The following is a 14,233-nucleotide window of genomic DNA, read 5'->3' on the forward strand; positions in this document are numbered from 1 at the left end:
CATCGGGCAGATGGATGAAGACGGTGCGCTCGACCATGCTCAGACGTCCAAGGCGTCGCGCTTGCCGGAACGCGCGCGCTTGGCCTTGGTGCTGTCCAGCAACGCGGCGGATGCCGGATCCCGCCAATGAGTGCTGGGTGTCAAGGCAGATGCACCTGCCAGCCTTGTTGACGCCACTGGGCGGCTTGCTCTCTGTGCCGCCCAGTAAGAATGACCAGCGGCGGCACATGCTTCGGCCAAGCCAGTTCAGCATGCAGGTTCTGGGAGAGGGAATATCCGACCACGGGTGGGCCCAGTGACTGCGCGGCCAATCGATCCCAAGCGGATACTGCCTGTTGCGAGACGTTCTGCCGGATCAGTGACGCCCGGTCGATGCGGTCCAGTTGCGCCTTGATCGACTGTGCCTCGGCGCCTAACCGTCCACCATTACCTTTGGGCCGGTTGCCAGCCAGGCGCCGCCCCCTCATGGCTCCAAGATACAGCGACTCCTTGCCTGTCTTGGTGAGAAGCATCAAGCGATGCTCAGCCCGAGTGGCTGCGACGTAGAACAATCGCCGCTCCTCAGCCAGCACGTCCTCTGCCGTGACACCGAACGGACCGAAGAGCTGATTGTCGGCATGCACCTTGGGGAATTGGTGTTGCACGCATTCCAGGACGATGACTGTGTCGGCTTCCTTTCCCTTGGCCCTGTGGGCCGTCATGACCTCGATCAGCACAGCGCCGTCTGGAACTGACTTGCGCCGCCCACCAATCACTGCAAAATCGTTTGCCAGGTCCTGCAAATCGGGATGTAGGCGCAGAGCCTGCTCGAGACATTCACCGAACCCATCCAAGCTTTCGCCGTACGCACGACCAGTACGAGCAAGAATCAGTACTGAAGGCATCCAACGCAACCCTTTTGCCGAGTCGGTAAAAACCGATGCCGCGATGTAATCGACACACGCCTTTAGTGCGCGGGCCAATTCCCAGTTGACGCTCTTACGGCCATCCTCGCGAACGCTCGTGGCAATTTCAGGATAAGGCGTTCCATCCTCAGGCCAGGTCTTGTCGATCGCCACGACGTCGATATCGCCGTCAAAGTCGTGATGGGCGAGCGCCGATTCCCCTCGCCCGTTCATGAGCTGGTTTCCAGCGCCAACAATGGCCCTGCCGGAACGGCGATTCTTGGCAATGGTCGCTGCACCCGCACGGGGAAAGTAGTCATCAAACTGGTTGAAGAACGTGAGCTGCGCACCAGCGAAACCGTTGATCGCCTGCCAGTCGTCGCCTACCGCAACTACGCGAATCAAGGGGTTCGCCTCGAGAATCGCGTCGATCACCCGGTAGTACAACTCGGAAAAATCCTGAAACTCATCGATCATGATCCAGCGGAGGTCGCGGATGGCGATGGAGTCTTTCCGGTCCAGTTGCAGACGTGCCGCGCCGCCGTCCTTTCTCACGCACTCGGCAGCGGAGATCAACAGATCGTCGAAATCCATGGCCGATTGCTCGGCCAGTTGCCGCTCGTAAGCGGCATAGGCACGAACAGCCAATTCATGGAAGGCGCGGTTGCGCGGCTCCGAGTCTGGGGCATTCCGCACGATCCCAGCCATTTCATCCACGTCCCAGCCGCGCTTCTTTGCCCGAGAAATGAACTGCATGAACAGCCCGGCCATCCTCGAAACGGTTCTCGGTGCCTCCGCGACACGGTGGACCAGCTCGTCATGCTCGAGCTTGCGGCAGCGAACATTGGCGCGCTCCAGCAGTGCCCTCAGCGAACCCTCGAACGCCGCACGGCCACGGGCAAGCATGCCGGCATGGGTTTCCAGCAGAACAACGCCACGTTTCGCCCAGAATTCACGCTTGGCCTTGATCTGGTCCAGGTAGTCCTGTGTCTTGGTCTCCCACCAGTCCGGAAGATGTGCGGAAGGGTCGTTTGGATCGACCGCCCAATGCTCGAGGATGACATCGCGGCCGCCATCGAGGATGGAGAAGTCGGGTCGATAGGGGTCGCCCCGCAAGCGATCCTGCTTGTCCCAGGACCAAACTTTCTCGTACTTGTACGCGATGCCATGCTCGAACAGGAAGTCCGCGATGAACTTCTCGCCATTGGACTTGACCGTCTCTCCACCCAGCGTGTAGTCCACCATGGACCGCCGGAAGGCAACGTACTCTTCCTTCGACAGATTGGAGCCAAGTCGATCCATTTGATCCAGCTCACGGCGAAAGAACTCATAGAGCTGTTCGCGGAAGACAGGATTCATGATCGACTCGATGATTCGCTCCACGAAGCCGATCTGTTTGCGGCGGGAGGGTGCCAGGTTGCCATCGTCGAAGATCAGCTCCCGCCCGGCGTGATCGGCTAGCTGCCAAGCAAGGCTGTGGAACGTCCTGGCGTTGCGAAACTCATCGATCCCGGCCGCGCCACGAACCCGATCGCCAATCTCGTTCGCGGCCTTCTTGTTGAAAGCCAGGATGAGCACCTGGTCAGGGTCGAGTGCCTCGTCATGAATGGTCAACGCCGCCAGTGCCGCCAAGGTCCTGGTCTTGCCAGATCCGGCGCGTGCACGGATCAAGCGATGCCGCTCGGGGTGCGCACAGGCAAGCAACTGCTCTTCATCCAGAGGCATGCCCAACCGTGCCAGACGCAGCTGCAACTTGGGCAACTTCAGGAAAGCGTAGTCATCGGCAGGCAGGCTTCGGTCAAGCCCGTCGTGGTAACGGGCGTCCAGATCTGCCAGCGACGCGCCCGGGTATCCCTTTACGAAGTCTTTTGCGCGCATGGTTCCCGCAAGAAGCGTTTCAAACTCCGCAATCGGCCACCAATCGACGCAGGAGGAATTGTACAAACCCTCCGCTGCCTTAAAGTTCCAGTCTTCAAGATACGCTTCCACGCGAGCGCGGAGTGCCGCCTGCTCTTGCACGATCCGCTCCCGCTCCTCGCGCGCGACACGTTCCTCATAGGCGAGGCGTGCTTTCGCAACACGGGCGTCAAATTCCGTGCGCGCCAGATGCTTGGCGTTCCGCGCATGGAGCTTCTCGGCTGCATCGAATCTGCCTTCATACAACAACCACTCTATCTCGCGGATTGCCTCCTCAGCTTCAACCCAAGTAAATGCAGACAACTCGACCCAGGAAAATGAACACGTGGGGAACACCGCATCGCAATAACCATCTCCATACAAGTGCGTGATCTCACCCGTTCCAATTTCGGGCCGGCTGTTATGGCGGACTCGCTCCCCAATTTTCATTGGTCATGGACCTCCCGGTTCGCCCTTCGCTTTTCTTGCTTCCCGGAAAAGCGGACCTGCACCATCAGCCCGTCACCGTCGTCGCGGGTGCGACCGGTGGATTCACCGACCAGGCCGGCATCGTGGCGCGAGCGGACGCGTGTGCCCGCAACGACCAGACTTTGCTCGAACGAAATTTGTGTCATTGCCTGCCCCCCCCCCGTCGTGCTGATTCAACGATTGCGCCGGCGGCCGCGGCTGTTCGCCTCGGGTTTCGGCATAGGCCGAAATCCCAGTTGCTGCTCAAGCGTTTTCCAGGCGTCGGCGAGAATCCCGTGCTCCATGTCGGCGATGACGCCGTTGCGGAGCACGTCGAGGGGAAGCCAGCGCGGTTTGCTCGACCCGGATTCGCAATAAAAAACGTGCTGGTAGACGTTGAGCGTGTGCGAAATGCGTTGGGTTTCGTACTTCTCGGACAACAGCGTGCAGGCGTGATTGAGGCTGATCGCGGTGGCATGGCCGGGTTTGAATTCCTCGGGCATTGCCACGCTGCTGCACACCAGGTCGGTGCGGTCGACACCGCGCTGACGGATCCACAAGCCACCACGTTTGGAATCCATCGGTTTGGTTGCGGGGGTTTGTGGTCCAATCTTGATCGCTTCCCAGCGGGTACAGCCGGAAGGCAGATCGGCCACGTCGATGCCGATTTGCTTGTCGTCGATTAGCTTACCGGATGGATCCCGCAGGGCAACGCGCAACTCCGCACCTTCGTCGAGCGCCTTCACGGTGGTGATCTTGGTCAGGCGCTCGCGGATGGCCGCGTCCTCGATGCTGGAAACGGCAACCCGAAGTTCGCCGTACGTGCCATCACGAACGCCGGTATCGCCGCCGTAGAGCAGTTCCCAGTGGCCATTCACCCGCTTGACCGGCAAGGTTACGTGCGCAGCGGCGTTCCAATAATCATTCATGCTGCCGTCTCGTTGGAAAAAAATGCCCAGGCAAGGCGGTAGTCATCCTCGCGGCTGGCGGTGGCAAACGGTGCGACGTATTCGATGACGCGCGGGTGCGGGCCGTCGGGGAGGGTGTCGTCGAGGATGGGGCGGCGGATGCGGGTGTCGTCGGGGATGTGGGGCGTGTGGGTGCCGTCGGGGTTGAGGGTGGGTTGGATGTCTTCCCAGCCGAGGCGGCGGCGTTCGGTGCGGCCGTCGGGGTACTCGATGGTGCATTCGGCGTGGTTGCGGGCGGCTGTGCGCGGCAGGCCGACGCCGACGAGGCCCTTGGAATTGGTGAAGGCGATGCGGCCGTGGATGTCGTACCAGGTGTAGCGCTCGTATTGCTGCATCACCGGGAACTGCACGCGGTAGATCAGCAGCAGCTCGTCGAGGGTCAGGCCCAGGGCCTGCGCCACCAGCACGTCGATTTCGACCAGGGCCATGCGGCGGGCATAGTCGTGGCGCAAGGCGCAGTGGCGTTGCCAGTGCGGGGTGAGCCGGGCGAAGAAATCCTGCGGCAGGCGCGGGTTGGCGGGTTGGCTCCAGCCTTGCCGAGTGAAGGCGGGGTCGAAGACTTCGTTCCAGAGGGCGGCGTAGTGGGTGGTGAGGCAGTTGAGAGCCAACACACGGAAAGAAAGGCCAGGAGTGATATCAATCGAAGGAAACTGCGCCAGCCCTTCCCCGTAAAGATCACCTCGTCCAGTGCTCTTGACAAAAAAATCGGAAACTAGGGAGCCCAGCATCGCGACGGATGCAATTAGATCTTCTTGTTCGTGAAAGTTCGTTGATACGCAGGTATTAACGATTGCCGCTCCGGGTGGCATGAGAGCGGGAACAAGGGTGCGCTCACCTGATTGAGCTAGTCGTCTACGGTGAACGAGCCGGTAGTAATCCGTCACCGGCTTCGCGGTGGTCTGTCCCGGTTCCACCCAGCTCACGCGCGGCACGCGGCGGGCGTATTCGCTGCGGTCGGGCATGGGGTGGTAGTTGCTGCGCGGCAGGTAGTCGTCGGGCAGGGTGTCCAGATCCAGCACGTCGTAGTGGCCGTTGGCGGTGCAGACGCGGCGCGGGGTCTTGTTGTACGGGTTGGCAAGAAAGAAATGCGGGCCGGAGAGCACCCAGTCCTGCGCGGATGCCGGAAAGGCGTTGTCGCCGGGGGCGCGGCGGACGATGGTGCCGTCTTTCTGCTGCATGGTTTCGTGCCACATCTCGGTGGCGTAGTAGTCCTCACCCAGATCGCCGAGGCGGCGCGGGTAGTCGGCCAGCTTGCGCAGCACGCGGTTCAGCGCGCCCGCGTGCAGGGCCGGCAGGCGCGCGCGGCATGGCGGGGTGCCGGGTTCGTCGTACAGCTTGGCGAACACCGCCAGCGCCGCCTCGTCCACGCGCACGATGCGGTCACGGTGGCCGGCGGTGTTCCACTTGCCTTCGGCAGTCTTGATGCCGCCTACCATTCCACTGCCGTCATGCGCATAGCTGGCATCGATGGTCGCCGGCCAGTACAGATTGGACAGGTGATCGAAGCCGATTTCGGCGGTCCGCCCAGCGTACACGTGCAGTCCGAAGCGCAAGCGCCCGTGGTCGTTGGTTCCTTCGAACAACGTCATTTCGTTTTGGAACTGGAAGTGTGCGCGCAGCCGCGCATACAGCGCCTCGCGCAGTGCCCCGCCCTTGGGATCGTCGTAAGGGCCTTCTGGGTGCACAAAGCCCGAAACCCCTCGGCGTGCCGTGAGATTCCATGCCAGCGGCAGAAAACACTTGTACAGATTGGTCTGCACGCCCTTGAGCAGCGGGTAGTTTTGCAGCGCGTTGAGAAAAGCCTGGGTGCCTTCCTGCGCGGCACACTCGTGGATGTACTCGGCGCGGGCGGCGGGCAAGGCGGCAAACACCGCGTCGCGCTGGTCGGCGGTCTGCTTGGCGCTGAGCTTGCGCACCACGAAGCGGGCATCGAAATCGCCCAGCAGGCTTTGCTCGTTCCACTCCACCTTGATCCACGGCGGATTGCCGAGGATCAGGTCAAAGCCGCCGCGCTGGGCGAACAGATCGGCAAAGGCCAGTTCCCAGTGGAAAAAGTGCAGCGTGTCGGAGAGCTGCTGCGCTTGGCGCAGGCGCGGGTTGGTTTGCAGCAGCAGATCGAGGTGGACGTGGCCGAAGCGGTCGCGGGCCACGTCCAGGTTCAGGCGCGCCTGCGGTTCGGCGGCGGTCTTTTCGGCCTGGAACAGGTCGCCATTCGCGCCTTCGACCGGCTGCACTTCCACATCGACCGCGTTGCCGAGGATCAGGAACTCCAGATCGTTCCACCATTCCTCGCGGCTGGGCAGTTCGGCCGCTTCGGTGACCGGCCAGAACCACAGCGCGCACCAGTAATCCATCACCAGCTTCAAACGGCGGTAGGGCGAGGCGTTGCGCACCTGTTCGCTGAGCATTTCGCGCTGCCAGACCGCGTCCTTCTGCGCGGTGCTGGTGGGCGCATGGTTGGGCGCTGCGTCAGGCCAGACGTGCAGCTCGTCACTGGTGAGCGCACGCACGCGGGCGAGTTCTGCGGCGTGCTGTTGCCAGAGGGCTTCCACCGCCTGCGACAGGCGACGGGCGCGCTCGACTTCATCGCGCGTGAGCGGGTTGTTGAAGGTCTTGCGCCATTGCTTCATGCGCTCGAAGTGCTCGGGTTCGAGCGCCTTGACCACCTTGTCGCTGCAACCGGCCATGCCGGGATCGGGCAGCAGGAAGTGCCAGATGTGGTGGTTGGTGAATGCAGCGCCTTCGCTGCCGCCCAGTGCGATGCGCTGCGGCACGGCGACGCGCCAGTCCAGTTCGGCATTGCCGCTTTCACCACGACCCGGCGTGAGCTGGGCGGTGCTGAAGGCATCGCGGCGGCAACCGACCAGCGAGTTGCCGTTGAACAGTTGCAGGCCGAACCACGGCACGTGCGCGCCCTGGAAGATGGCGTTGAGCCACAGCGAGACTTCGGCCAGCTGCGCGGCGATGGGGTTCAAGTCCACGCCGAACACGTTGGTGTCGGCGATGTACATCTTCACGCGCTGCTTTTCGTGGGTGTAGCGGTCGTGGTCGATGGACTGGCCCAGCTCCTGCTGTTTGCGTTGCAGGTACGCTTCGGCCAGTTGGTCGATGGCTTCGTTCAAGAACGCGGCGCTGCCCATGGCCGGCTCGCAGACGGTGAGCTTCAGGATGTCGTCGGCGCAGGCGACGTCCTTCAGCAGTTCCTTGAGCGCGTACTTGACCAGGCAGCGGGTGAGCACTTCGGGCGTGTAGTAGCTGGCGGATTTTTCGCGCTCGCGCCCGGCCAGGCGGTAGATGAACTTGCCGCGCGGATGGATGCGCGGTTCGCCGCCGAACAATTTCTCCGCGTCGGCGTAGTCACGGATGCGGCTGGCGGGGACGAACCAGGCGGGTGCCAGCGGGTCGATTTCGTCGCGGTTGCCACAGGTTTCGGTGGTGGCCTCGCCGGTGTCGTCCGCTTCATCCGCGTCGGCATCGTCGTCCGCCGTGGCTGATGCCGTGCCCTTCGCGGGCTTGACCTCATACAGGTCTTCTTCGGCAAAGAAACCCCGGTAGGAGAGCAGCGCCTCGTACACCGCGCCGAGCTGGTTGATGCCCAACTGCGCGTAGCTGATGCGACCGGCGCGGCGCTTGCTGCCGCCCCTGGACAGTGACATCAGGCCGATGACCTGCTGCATGACCCGGTTGCGCAGCTTCACGCTGCCGAGAATTTTCAGCCGCGCCGGATCGAACAGATGGCCTTGCAGCGGCGCGAGGCGGAAGCCGTTGCCGTGTACGCCGGCCAGGCCCGGCAGGCCATCGCCCGCAGCGTCGGCCGGCGGGAAGCCGTTCCAGATCAGGTCGAACAGAATCCTGATGGAGTCGTGGATGTAGCTGCCGTCTTCGGCTTCCGGCGTCTGCAGGGCAAGGTTTTCCAGATCGCGCAGGTGTTCCAGGCTGTAGCCCTTGAGGTAGGCGGCGGCCTGGATGGGCGCGTAGCCGAGTTCCGGGCGCGATTCCAGATAGAACACGAACAGCAACCGGTACATGAAGACCAGGCATTCTTCCGACAGTTGCGCGGCGAGGTCGAGGTCGTTGCGGTCGAAGACCTTTTCCTTGGCAACGGTGCGCTTGTGGCGGATGGCCTCGTTGCCGATCAGTTCGATCGCCTCGCGCAGGGCGTACTTGAGATCGGTGGAAACGCCGTAGGCGTGCTTGTGGGAGTTGCCGTCCAGGGTATCGAGCAGGGCGGCGCCGCCCTCGGCCGGCAGGATGGAATCGCGGCTGGCCAGTGCGGCGGTGGCGCGGAACAGCTTGTCGTCGCGCAGGCCGAAGATTTCCGGCAGGTCAAAGCGCAGCAGGGCCTTGCGGCTCCACTTGGCGCGCTCGATCACCAGCAGTTCGTCGTGGCCAAGCAGCAGCAGCCAGCGCGGCGGGTGGGTGTCGGCAAACACCAGTTTGGTGGCGACGCTTTCCCAGTCGCTGTCTTCCGGCATCAGGGCCGGCTCGCCAGCGGCGACTTGCAGCGGGCGACTGCCGAGAGCCGACCAGTCGTCGGCATCCTCGTCGGGCGCGAACGGGGCCAAGGCGATCACCAGCGCCGGATGGCCATCGCTGCCGCGGTAGCAGGCCAGCACCGGCAGGTCGCCGTCTTCCAGCGACAGGGTTTGCGGTTGCAGGTCAAAGCCGAGCACGCCGAACAGGCGCTCGGCGATGGCGTGCAGCAAGGCCACGCGGTCTTCCAGCGTGCGCGACTTGCGCACTTGATCGCGCAGCTTGAGGTAGTCGCCGGCCATCTGGCGCAGGCGGGCGGGCGGCGCGGCGCTGCCCTGCTCGCTCCATTGGGCGAACAGGTCCTTGAGGTCGTTGTCCAGCACTTCGTCGAGGTAGTGCTGGCTGTAGAAGTCGTTGGCGTTGTCGATGCCGGTCAGCGGAAAGGTCATGGCGGCACCTTCAGGCGATCAGCACGGCGGCGACCGTGAGCTGGGCGCGGGGATCGAGTTCGAGGGTACGGCTGACCCATTCGCGGTAGTTCTCGAACAGGCGTTCGGTGTCTTGCGCCTGCTGCTGCTTCTTGCGTTCGCGCAGGTGAGCCATGGCATCGTCGCCGCCGCGGAAATCGACCTCCAGTTGGCTAAGGTGAGCACGGCGCAGGGCATCGAGCCGTGCCAATTCTTCGCCGGTGCGCCGCTTGGCGTTCTGGCTGAAGACTTTGTGTTGATCCGCCATGCGTCTGGCGGCGGCGTCGAGCGCCGGAATCAGGCGGCGCTTGAGCGCGGGCGCGTCGATGGGCTTGCCGGCATTGGGGACTTCTTCACGGCCCAGGCCGGTTATCTGCACCACTTCTTCCATGGTGAGCGCGCCGCGCTCCTGGCCATCGGCGCCCACACAGACGGCGAACCAGTCGTTGATCACAGGCTGGCCGCGACGGTTGGGAATGACTGCGGCAATCAGCACCAAGGCATCCCCCTCGGCAATGCCCCGCGCCACACGCAATACCGGGGCCTTCTGCCGGCCGATCTGGGCCAGCAGGCGGTAATCGATCCATTGCGCGATCGGGTGCAGGGGCCAGAGCAGTTGCAGGTCGGGCCAGGTGTCGCCATCGCGGGCGTGGGCGATGGCCTGCTGTACGGCAGTGCGATCGGCGCAGAGCACGTAGCGGTGGTCGTCCGGACGCATCTCCGATGCCAGTTGTCCGGACAGGAAGCGGTGCAGGTCTTCGCCGGGCTGGATGGCGATCGTGCGGCTGTCGGCATCGATCTGCGCGCTGGTTGGCAGCGCATTGGCGCGGTGCAGGTGCTCGATGGCCTGGCGCAGGTAGTCGAAATCGCTGCGGAACAGCGACAGCGACTCATGGGCGGCAGCCTGAACGGGTGGCGGGGCATCTGCGCCGCCCATCAGGGCATCGAGCCAGTCCAGACCGCCTGCGGGGGCTTGCAGGGATGCGTCGAAAGACTCGGCTGATTCGTCGGACTCGATTGCGGTGGCGACGCGCCGGGTTTCCTCGGCCTCGTCGTAGAGGCCCATGAAGATCGATGGATCGCCGATGTTCTTCGCGGCCTGCTCGTCCTTCTCGGTGAGGATTTCGAGGATGCGCAGGTCGCCCTTGAGGCGCGGGTGCTCGACCTCGTTGAACAGGTAAGCGATCAGCGGGGTTTTCGTTTGCCCATAGCGATCGACGCGACCGTTGCGCTGCTGGAACACCATCAGCGACCACGGGATGTCGAAGTGCACCAGCCGGTGCGACTGGAAATGCAGGTTGATGCCTTCGGAGGCGACGTCCGAGGCGATCAACAGGCGGACTGGGGAGCTGGTCTTGCCGAAGTCCTCGACCGTCTGCTGGATCTGGGTGTCGGGCAACTGGCCATGCAGGATGGCGACGGCGTTGTCGGCCAGGCCCAACCGGGCGGCGAGGTGGGTTTGCAGGAACTTCAGCGTTTCGATGCGCTCGGTGAACACGACCAGACGGTCGGATGCCACCGTCTTGTCCCAGCGCCAGGTCGAGTCCGATTGGAGCCGGTGGACCAGTTCGTTGAGCTTGCTGACGTCGTTGGGCGCAATGGCCTCCACGGCGTCGCGCAAGGCCTGCAACGCCTGCAAGTCGGGGTGGCCGGGATCGCGCTTGGCCAGGCGGCTCATGCGCTCGCGCACGGTCTGCGCGCAGGCGGCCGGCGAGGACAGCAGCGCCTTCTCCAGCGTGGTGCGGAACAGCATGTCGGCGCCGCGGCGATCCTGGTCGATGGCGAGATCGAGATCGGCCAAGGCAGCGAAGGCGCGTTCTTCGGCTGCGCTGGGCGAAGCCTTGAAGCGAAACACTTGCCGCTCCGGGAAGTGCTGGCGGATTTCGTCGCGCACGTCGGCCTTGAAGCGGCGCACGAACAGGTGGGCGATGTCGTCGCGGGTGTAGTCGGTCTTGCGCGGCGGCAGGACGGTGGGATCGAGCATCCGCATCAGGCTGGCGAAGCTCTCGGGGCGGCCGTTGTGCGGCGTTGCCGTCAGGAGGATCAATGCGTCCGAACGCTGCGCCAGCAGGTTGGCCAGCTTGCCGCGCTTGCTGCGCCCGGCACTGCTGCCCTTGAACGAGACGTTGTGGGCCTCGTCGATGACGATGATGTCCCAGAAGGCGTTTTCGAGGTAATGCCGGTACTCGCTGTCCTTCTTGAGGGTATCGACCGAGATGATGGTCTTGTCGTGGTACAGGAAGGGGTTGTGGTTGGCCGGCAGCTGGCGGCGAATGCGCTGGATGCCGGCCGAGTCGAGCCGGGTGAGCGGGATGGAGAAGCGGCTCCACAGCTCCTTCTGGAACTGCCGCATCATGCTCTTGGTGGTGACCACGAGGATGCGGCGGCCCTTGCCACGACGCATTAGCTCCGACAGCAGGATGCCGGCTTCGAGCGTCTTGCCCAGGCCGACCGAGTCGGCGATCAGGAAGCGCGGGCGGACCTGCTCCAGCGCCTGATGGGTTGGGAGCAGTTGGAACGGCAGGGCGTCCATGGCGCCGCGATGGCCCAGGGCCAGGTCGGTGCCGGTGGGCACGGTCTGGCGGAGCCGGGCTTCCAGATACAGACGGCTGCCGATGTAGGCCGGGGAATCGTCGCCAACCAGTTCGGTATCGCGCGGATCGAGGACACGAACCTCGTCGATCTCGGTCAGGAACAGGGCTTCGCGGTGGCGGACCGTTTCCGAGACCCCCAGGCACTCCAGTTCATATCCCCCAAGGTCGCACTGGTTCGCGCCGCGGACCAGCCATTCCTCGTCCCGGATCAGGACGCGCGCGCCGGGCGCCGGTGCCTCCATTTCCCCCCTCCTCGTTGCTCAGAGTTCCAATCTTCCATCCACGCAACCGATCAACCGCCTCGCTCGCGTCGGAGATCATCCAGGGAGCCCGACGGCACGGTTCGACGAATTCCAACTCGATCCCCAATACCCCGAGTAACGCAAGGAGCTTGCGTGCCCCGAACTCGGCGCACCTTCCCGAAGCGGCGGCGGAAAACGTCTTCATGCTCCGCCGCAGCATGGTCCCGATCTTCCAGCGGAATGGTCAGTCCACGCATTACTTCCGATTCCCCTTGTTCGATGCCTTGCTCGCGGCGCGTTCGGGCCTATGGAACCAGGCAAGGCTCGCAATGCTGCGTTCTTGGCCTGCGTACACCGATCAAGTGTCAGCCACATGTTCCACGAGATCCTCGATCCGGCAACCGAAGTAGGTGCAAAGCCGATCCAAGTTGTCCGTCTGGACGTTGGCGCCGTGCTTGTTCATGAGCTTTGAGAGCGTCATCCGGTTGATCCCCGTGGCCTCGGAGATTTCCAGCGCGGTGATGCGTCGACGCTCCTTGAATTGCTTGTCGGCGATTCGTTCGGACAGCTTGAAACGCAGCATCTGCCTACTCCAACTATCCAGTGATGACACAAATTATCGTTTGAACTTGACAACGCTCTTTTGCATGCTATAGCTGTCACCGAATGATCGTTTAATTGATCTTTCGACAGGCCAGCATAGCGAAGGAGCATGCAAATGAGCGAAACCTACCTCACGACAGACCAGCTTGCCGCGCGCATCCACTACGACACGCGGACCATCCGAGACCGACTGAAGGACTCGGTCCTGCTGGAGGGCACCCACTACTTCCGTCCTTTCGGTGGTCGGAAGTTGCTGTTCATTTGGGAAGCCATCGAGCGCGACATCAAGCGCTGTTCGCTGACCGATGCGATCCCGATGGCGGGCGGAGGTGTCGCGCATGGCTAGTGTGCGCGCACGCAAGGATACGGGCCTGCTGCTGATCGATTTCCGCTACCGCGGCGAGCGTTGTCGTGAGCAGACGCTGTTGGCGGATACGCCGGGCAACCGCGAGCGGCTGCAGAAGCTGGCCGACCGAATCCAACGGGCGATCGGGCAGGGAGTCTTCGTCTATGCGGACTTTTTCCCAGCCAGTCCCCGCGCCAAAGCGCAGGGATCGAAGTCCACGCCTTCTCCCGATGCAGCCTCGCCAGCATCGGCGAGCACCAAGGAACTACCGACGTTTCGCGACTTCGCCGAAATCTGGTTTGCGGAATCCAGGGTGCGCTGGCGCAAGCGGCATTGCCAGTCGATGCGCGACACGCTGGATCGCATCTTCTTCCCGGTGCTCGGCGACAAGGCGCTGAACGAGATCTCGCGTGCCGACGTGCTTCAGTTCCGCGCCGCCATCGCCCAGCGCTGCGGTCGCGGTGGGCAGTCGCTTTCCGCCAAGCGCATCAACAAGCTGATGGCGCAGTTGAAGGCCATCCTCGTGGAGGCGTGCGACCGCTACGACCTGGACTCGCCGGCGCGCGGCATCAAGCCACTCAAGCAGAAACGCGTCGAGATCCTTCCGTTCACGCTGGATGAAGCGGATCGACTGATTTCCACGGTGCGCAAGGACTATCGGCCTTACCTGATCGTGCGGCTGTTCACCGGCTTGCGCACGGGCGAGGCCAATGGACTGAAGTGGTGCGACATCGACTTCGACGGCAATCTGATCAGCGTCGAACGTACGGTTTCTCGTGGTGGTGACGGCGACACCAAGACGGAGGAGTCGAAACGGATCATACCGATGGTGCCGCAGGTGCGAGCCGCGTTCGAGCAGCAGAAGGCGAATGCGAAACCGGATAGCGAATGGGTGTTCCATTCTCCGCACGGCAATCCGGTCGACGCGGTCAATTTCACCAATCGTGTCTGGTATCCGTTGCTTCGCAATCTTGGTCTGCGCTCGCGGCCGCCGTACCAAATGCGGCATACGGCGGCCACCCTGATGCTGGCCTCCGGCGAGAACCCGGAATGGGTGGCGAAGGTGCTCGGTCATTCCACCACCGAGATGCTGTTCCGGGTCTATTCGCGCTTTATTCCCAACCTCACGCGCGATGACGGAAGGGCGTTCGTCGGACTCCTCACCGCCAGCCGCGGCGCAGACGGCACGCCTCCGGTAACCGGTACGTCTGGTGTGATCGCCGCCTTGTCGACAGCGGAGAAGCGCGCCTTGCTCGCGGCGCTGGCGAGTGAGCTCACGCAGGCGGAGGTGC

The 14,233-nt window shown here is 63.4% G+C and carries 8 protein-coding genes; 2 read left to right on the top strand and 6 right to left on the bottom strand.

The window, feature by feature from the left end; translation table 11 throughout:
- Window positions 1–140: 140 nt before the first annotated feature.
- The 6 genes from KF903_RS13105 to KF903_RS13130 all read right to left on the bottom strand — a co-directional run bounded on the left by KF903_RS13105 (window position 141) and on the right by KF903_RS13130 (window position 12,575).
- Window positions 141–3,230 (bottom strand): UvrD-helicase domain-containing protein, encoded by a 3,090-nt coding sequence (locus tag KF903_RS13105; protein ID WP_291215627.1) that lies wholly within the window; start codon window positions 3,228–3,230, stop codon window positions 141–143.
- Window positions 3,227–3,415, bottom strand: coding sequence for a hypothetical protein (locus tag KF903_RS13110; protein ID WP_291215631.1), 189 nt, complete (start codon window positions 3,413–3,415; stop codon window positions 3,227–3,229). Before KF903_RS13110 ends, KF903_RS13105 begins: the two co-directional genes overlap by 4 nt.
- 27 nt (window positions 3,416–3,442) lie before the next feature.
- Window positions 3,443–4,177 carry a hypothetical protein gene (locus KF903_RS13115; RefSeq protein ID WP_291215634.1) on the bottom strand — a complete coding sequence of 245 codons (735 nt, stop codon included), beginning with the start codon at window positions 4,175–4,177 and terminating at the stop codon, window positions 3,443–3,445.
- Window positions 4,174–8,991: a hypothetical protein gene (locus KF903_RS13120; RefSeq protein ID WP_291215636.1), complete on the bottom strand. Its 4,818-nt coding sequence runs from the start codon at window positions 8,989–8,991 to the stop codon at window positions 4,174–4,176. Before KF903_RS13120 ends, KF903_RS13115 begins: the two co-directional genes overlap by 4 nt.
- A 157-nt stretch (window positions 8,992–9,148) precedes the next feature.
- The gene (locus tag KF903_RS13125) at window positions 9,149–11,992 is read right to left on the bottom strand and encodes a DEAD/DEAH box helicase (RefSeq protein ID WP_291215639.1); all 2,844 of its coding nucleotides are present in this window, start codon (window positions 11,990–11,992) and stop codon (window positions 9,149–9,151) included.
- A gap of 358 nt (window positions 11,993–12,350) precedes the next feature.
- Window positions 12,351–12,575 carry a helix-turn-helix transcriptional regulator gene (locus KF903_RS13130; protein ID WP_291215641.1) on the bottom strand — a complete coding sequence of 75 codons (225 nt, stop codon included), beginning with the start codon at window positions 12,573–12,575 and terminating at the stop codon, window positions 12,351–12,353.
- 135 nt (window positions 12,576–12,710) lie between these two features.
- Here KF903_RS13130 and KF903_RS13135 point away from each other — a divergent pair, with 135 nt between their 5' ends.
- Complete coding sequence (locus KF903_RS13135; RefSeq protein WP_291215643.1) at window positions 12,711–12,941, top strand: hypothetical protein; 231 nt, start codon at window positions 12,711–12,713, stop codon at window positions 12,939–12,941.
- On the top strand, window positions 12,934–14,233 hold a 1,300-nt coding region (locus KF903_RS13140), incomplete at its 3' end, for a tyrosine-type recombinase/integrase (RefSeq protein ID WP_291215646.1). The genes KF903_RS13135 and KF903_RS13140, both read left to right, overlap by 8 nt.

The organism is Dokdonella sp. (assembly GCF_019634845.1).
Lineage (GTDB): Bacteria > Pseudomonadota > Gammaproteobacteria > Xanthomonadales > Rhodanobacteraceae > Dokdonella_A.

What these genes read in the sequence shown, in the direction of transcription:
- KF903_RS13115 (WP_291215634.1), bottom strand. Translation starts at nt 4,177, where the DNA reads ATGAATGATTATTGGAACGCCGCTGCGCACGTAACCTTGCCGGTCAAG.
- KF903_RS13120 (WP_291215636.1), bottom strand. Translation starts at nt 8,991, where the DNA reads ATGGCCGGCGACTACCTCAAGCTGCGCGATCAAGTGCGCAAGTCGCGC.
- KF903_RS13135 (WP_291215643.1), top strand. Translation starts at nt 12,711, where the DNA reads ATGAGCGAAACCTACCTCACGACAGACCAGCTTGCCGCGCGCATCCAC.
- KF903_RS13110 (WP_291215631.1), bottom strand. Translation starts at nt 3,415, where the DNA reads ATGACACAAATTTCGTTCGAGCAAAGTCTGGTCGTTGCGGGCACACGC.
- KF903_RS13125 (WP_291215639.1), bottom strand. Translation starts at nt 11,992, where the DNA reads ATGGAGGCACCGGCGCCCGGCGCGCGCGTCCTGATCCGGGACGAGGAA.
- KF903_RS13130 (WP_291215641.1), bottom strand. Translation starts at nt 12,575, where the DNA reads ATGCTGCGTTTCAAGCTGTCCGAACGAATCGCCGACAAGCAATTCAAG.
- KF903_RS13105 (WP_291215627.1), bottom strand. Translation starts at nt 3,230, where the DNA reads ATGAAAATTGGGGAGCGAGTCCGCCATAACAGCCGGCCCGAAATTGGA.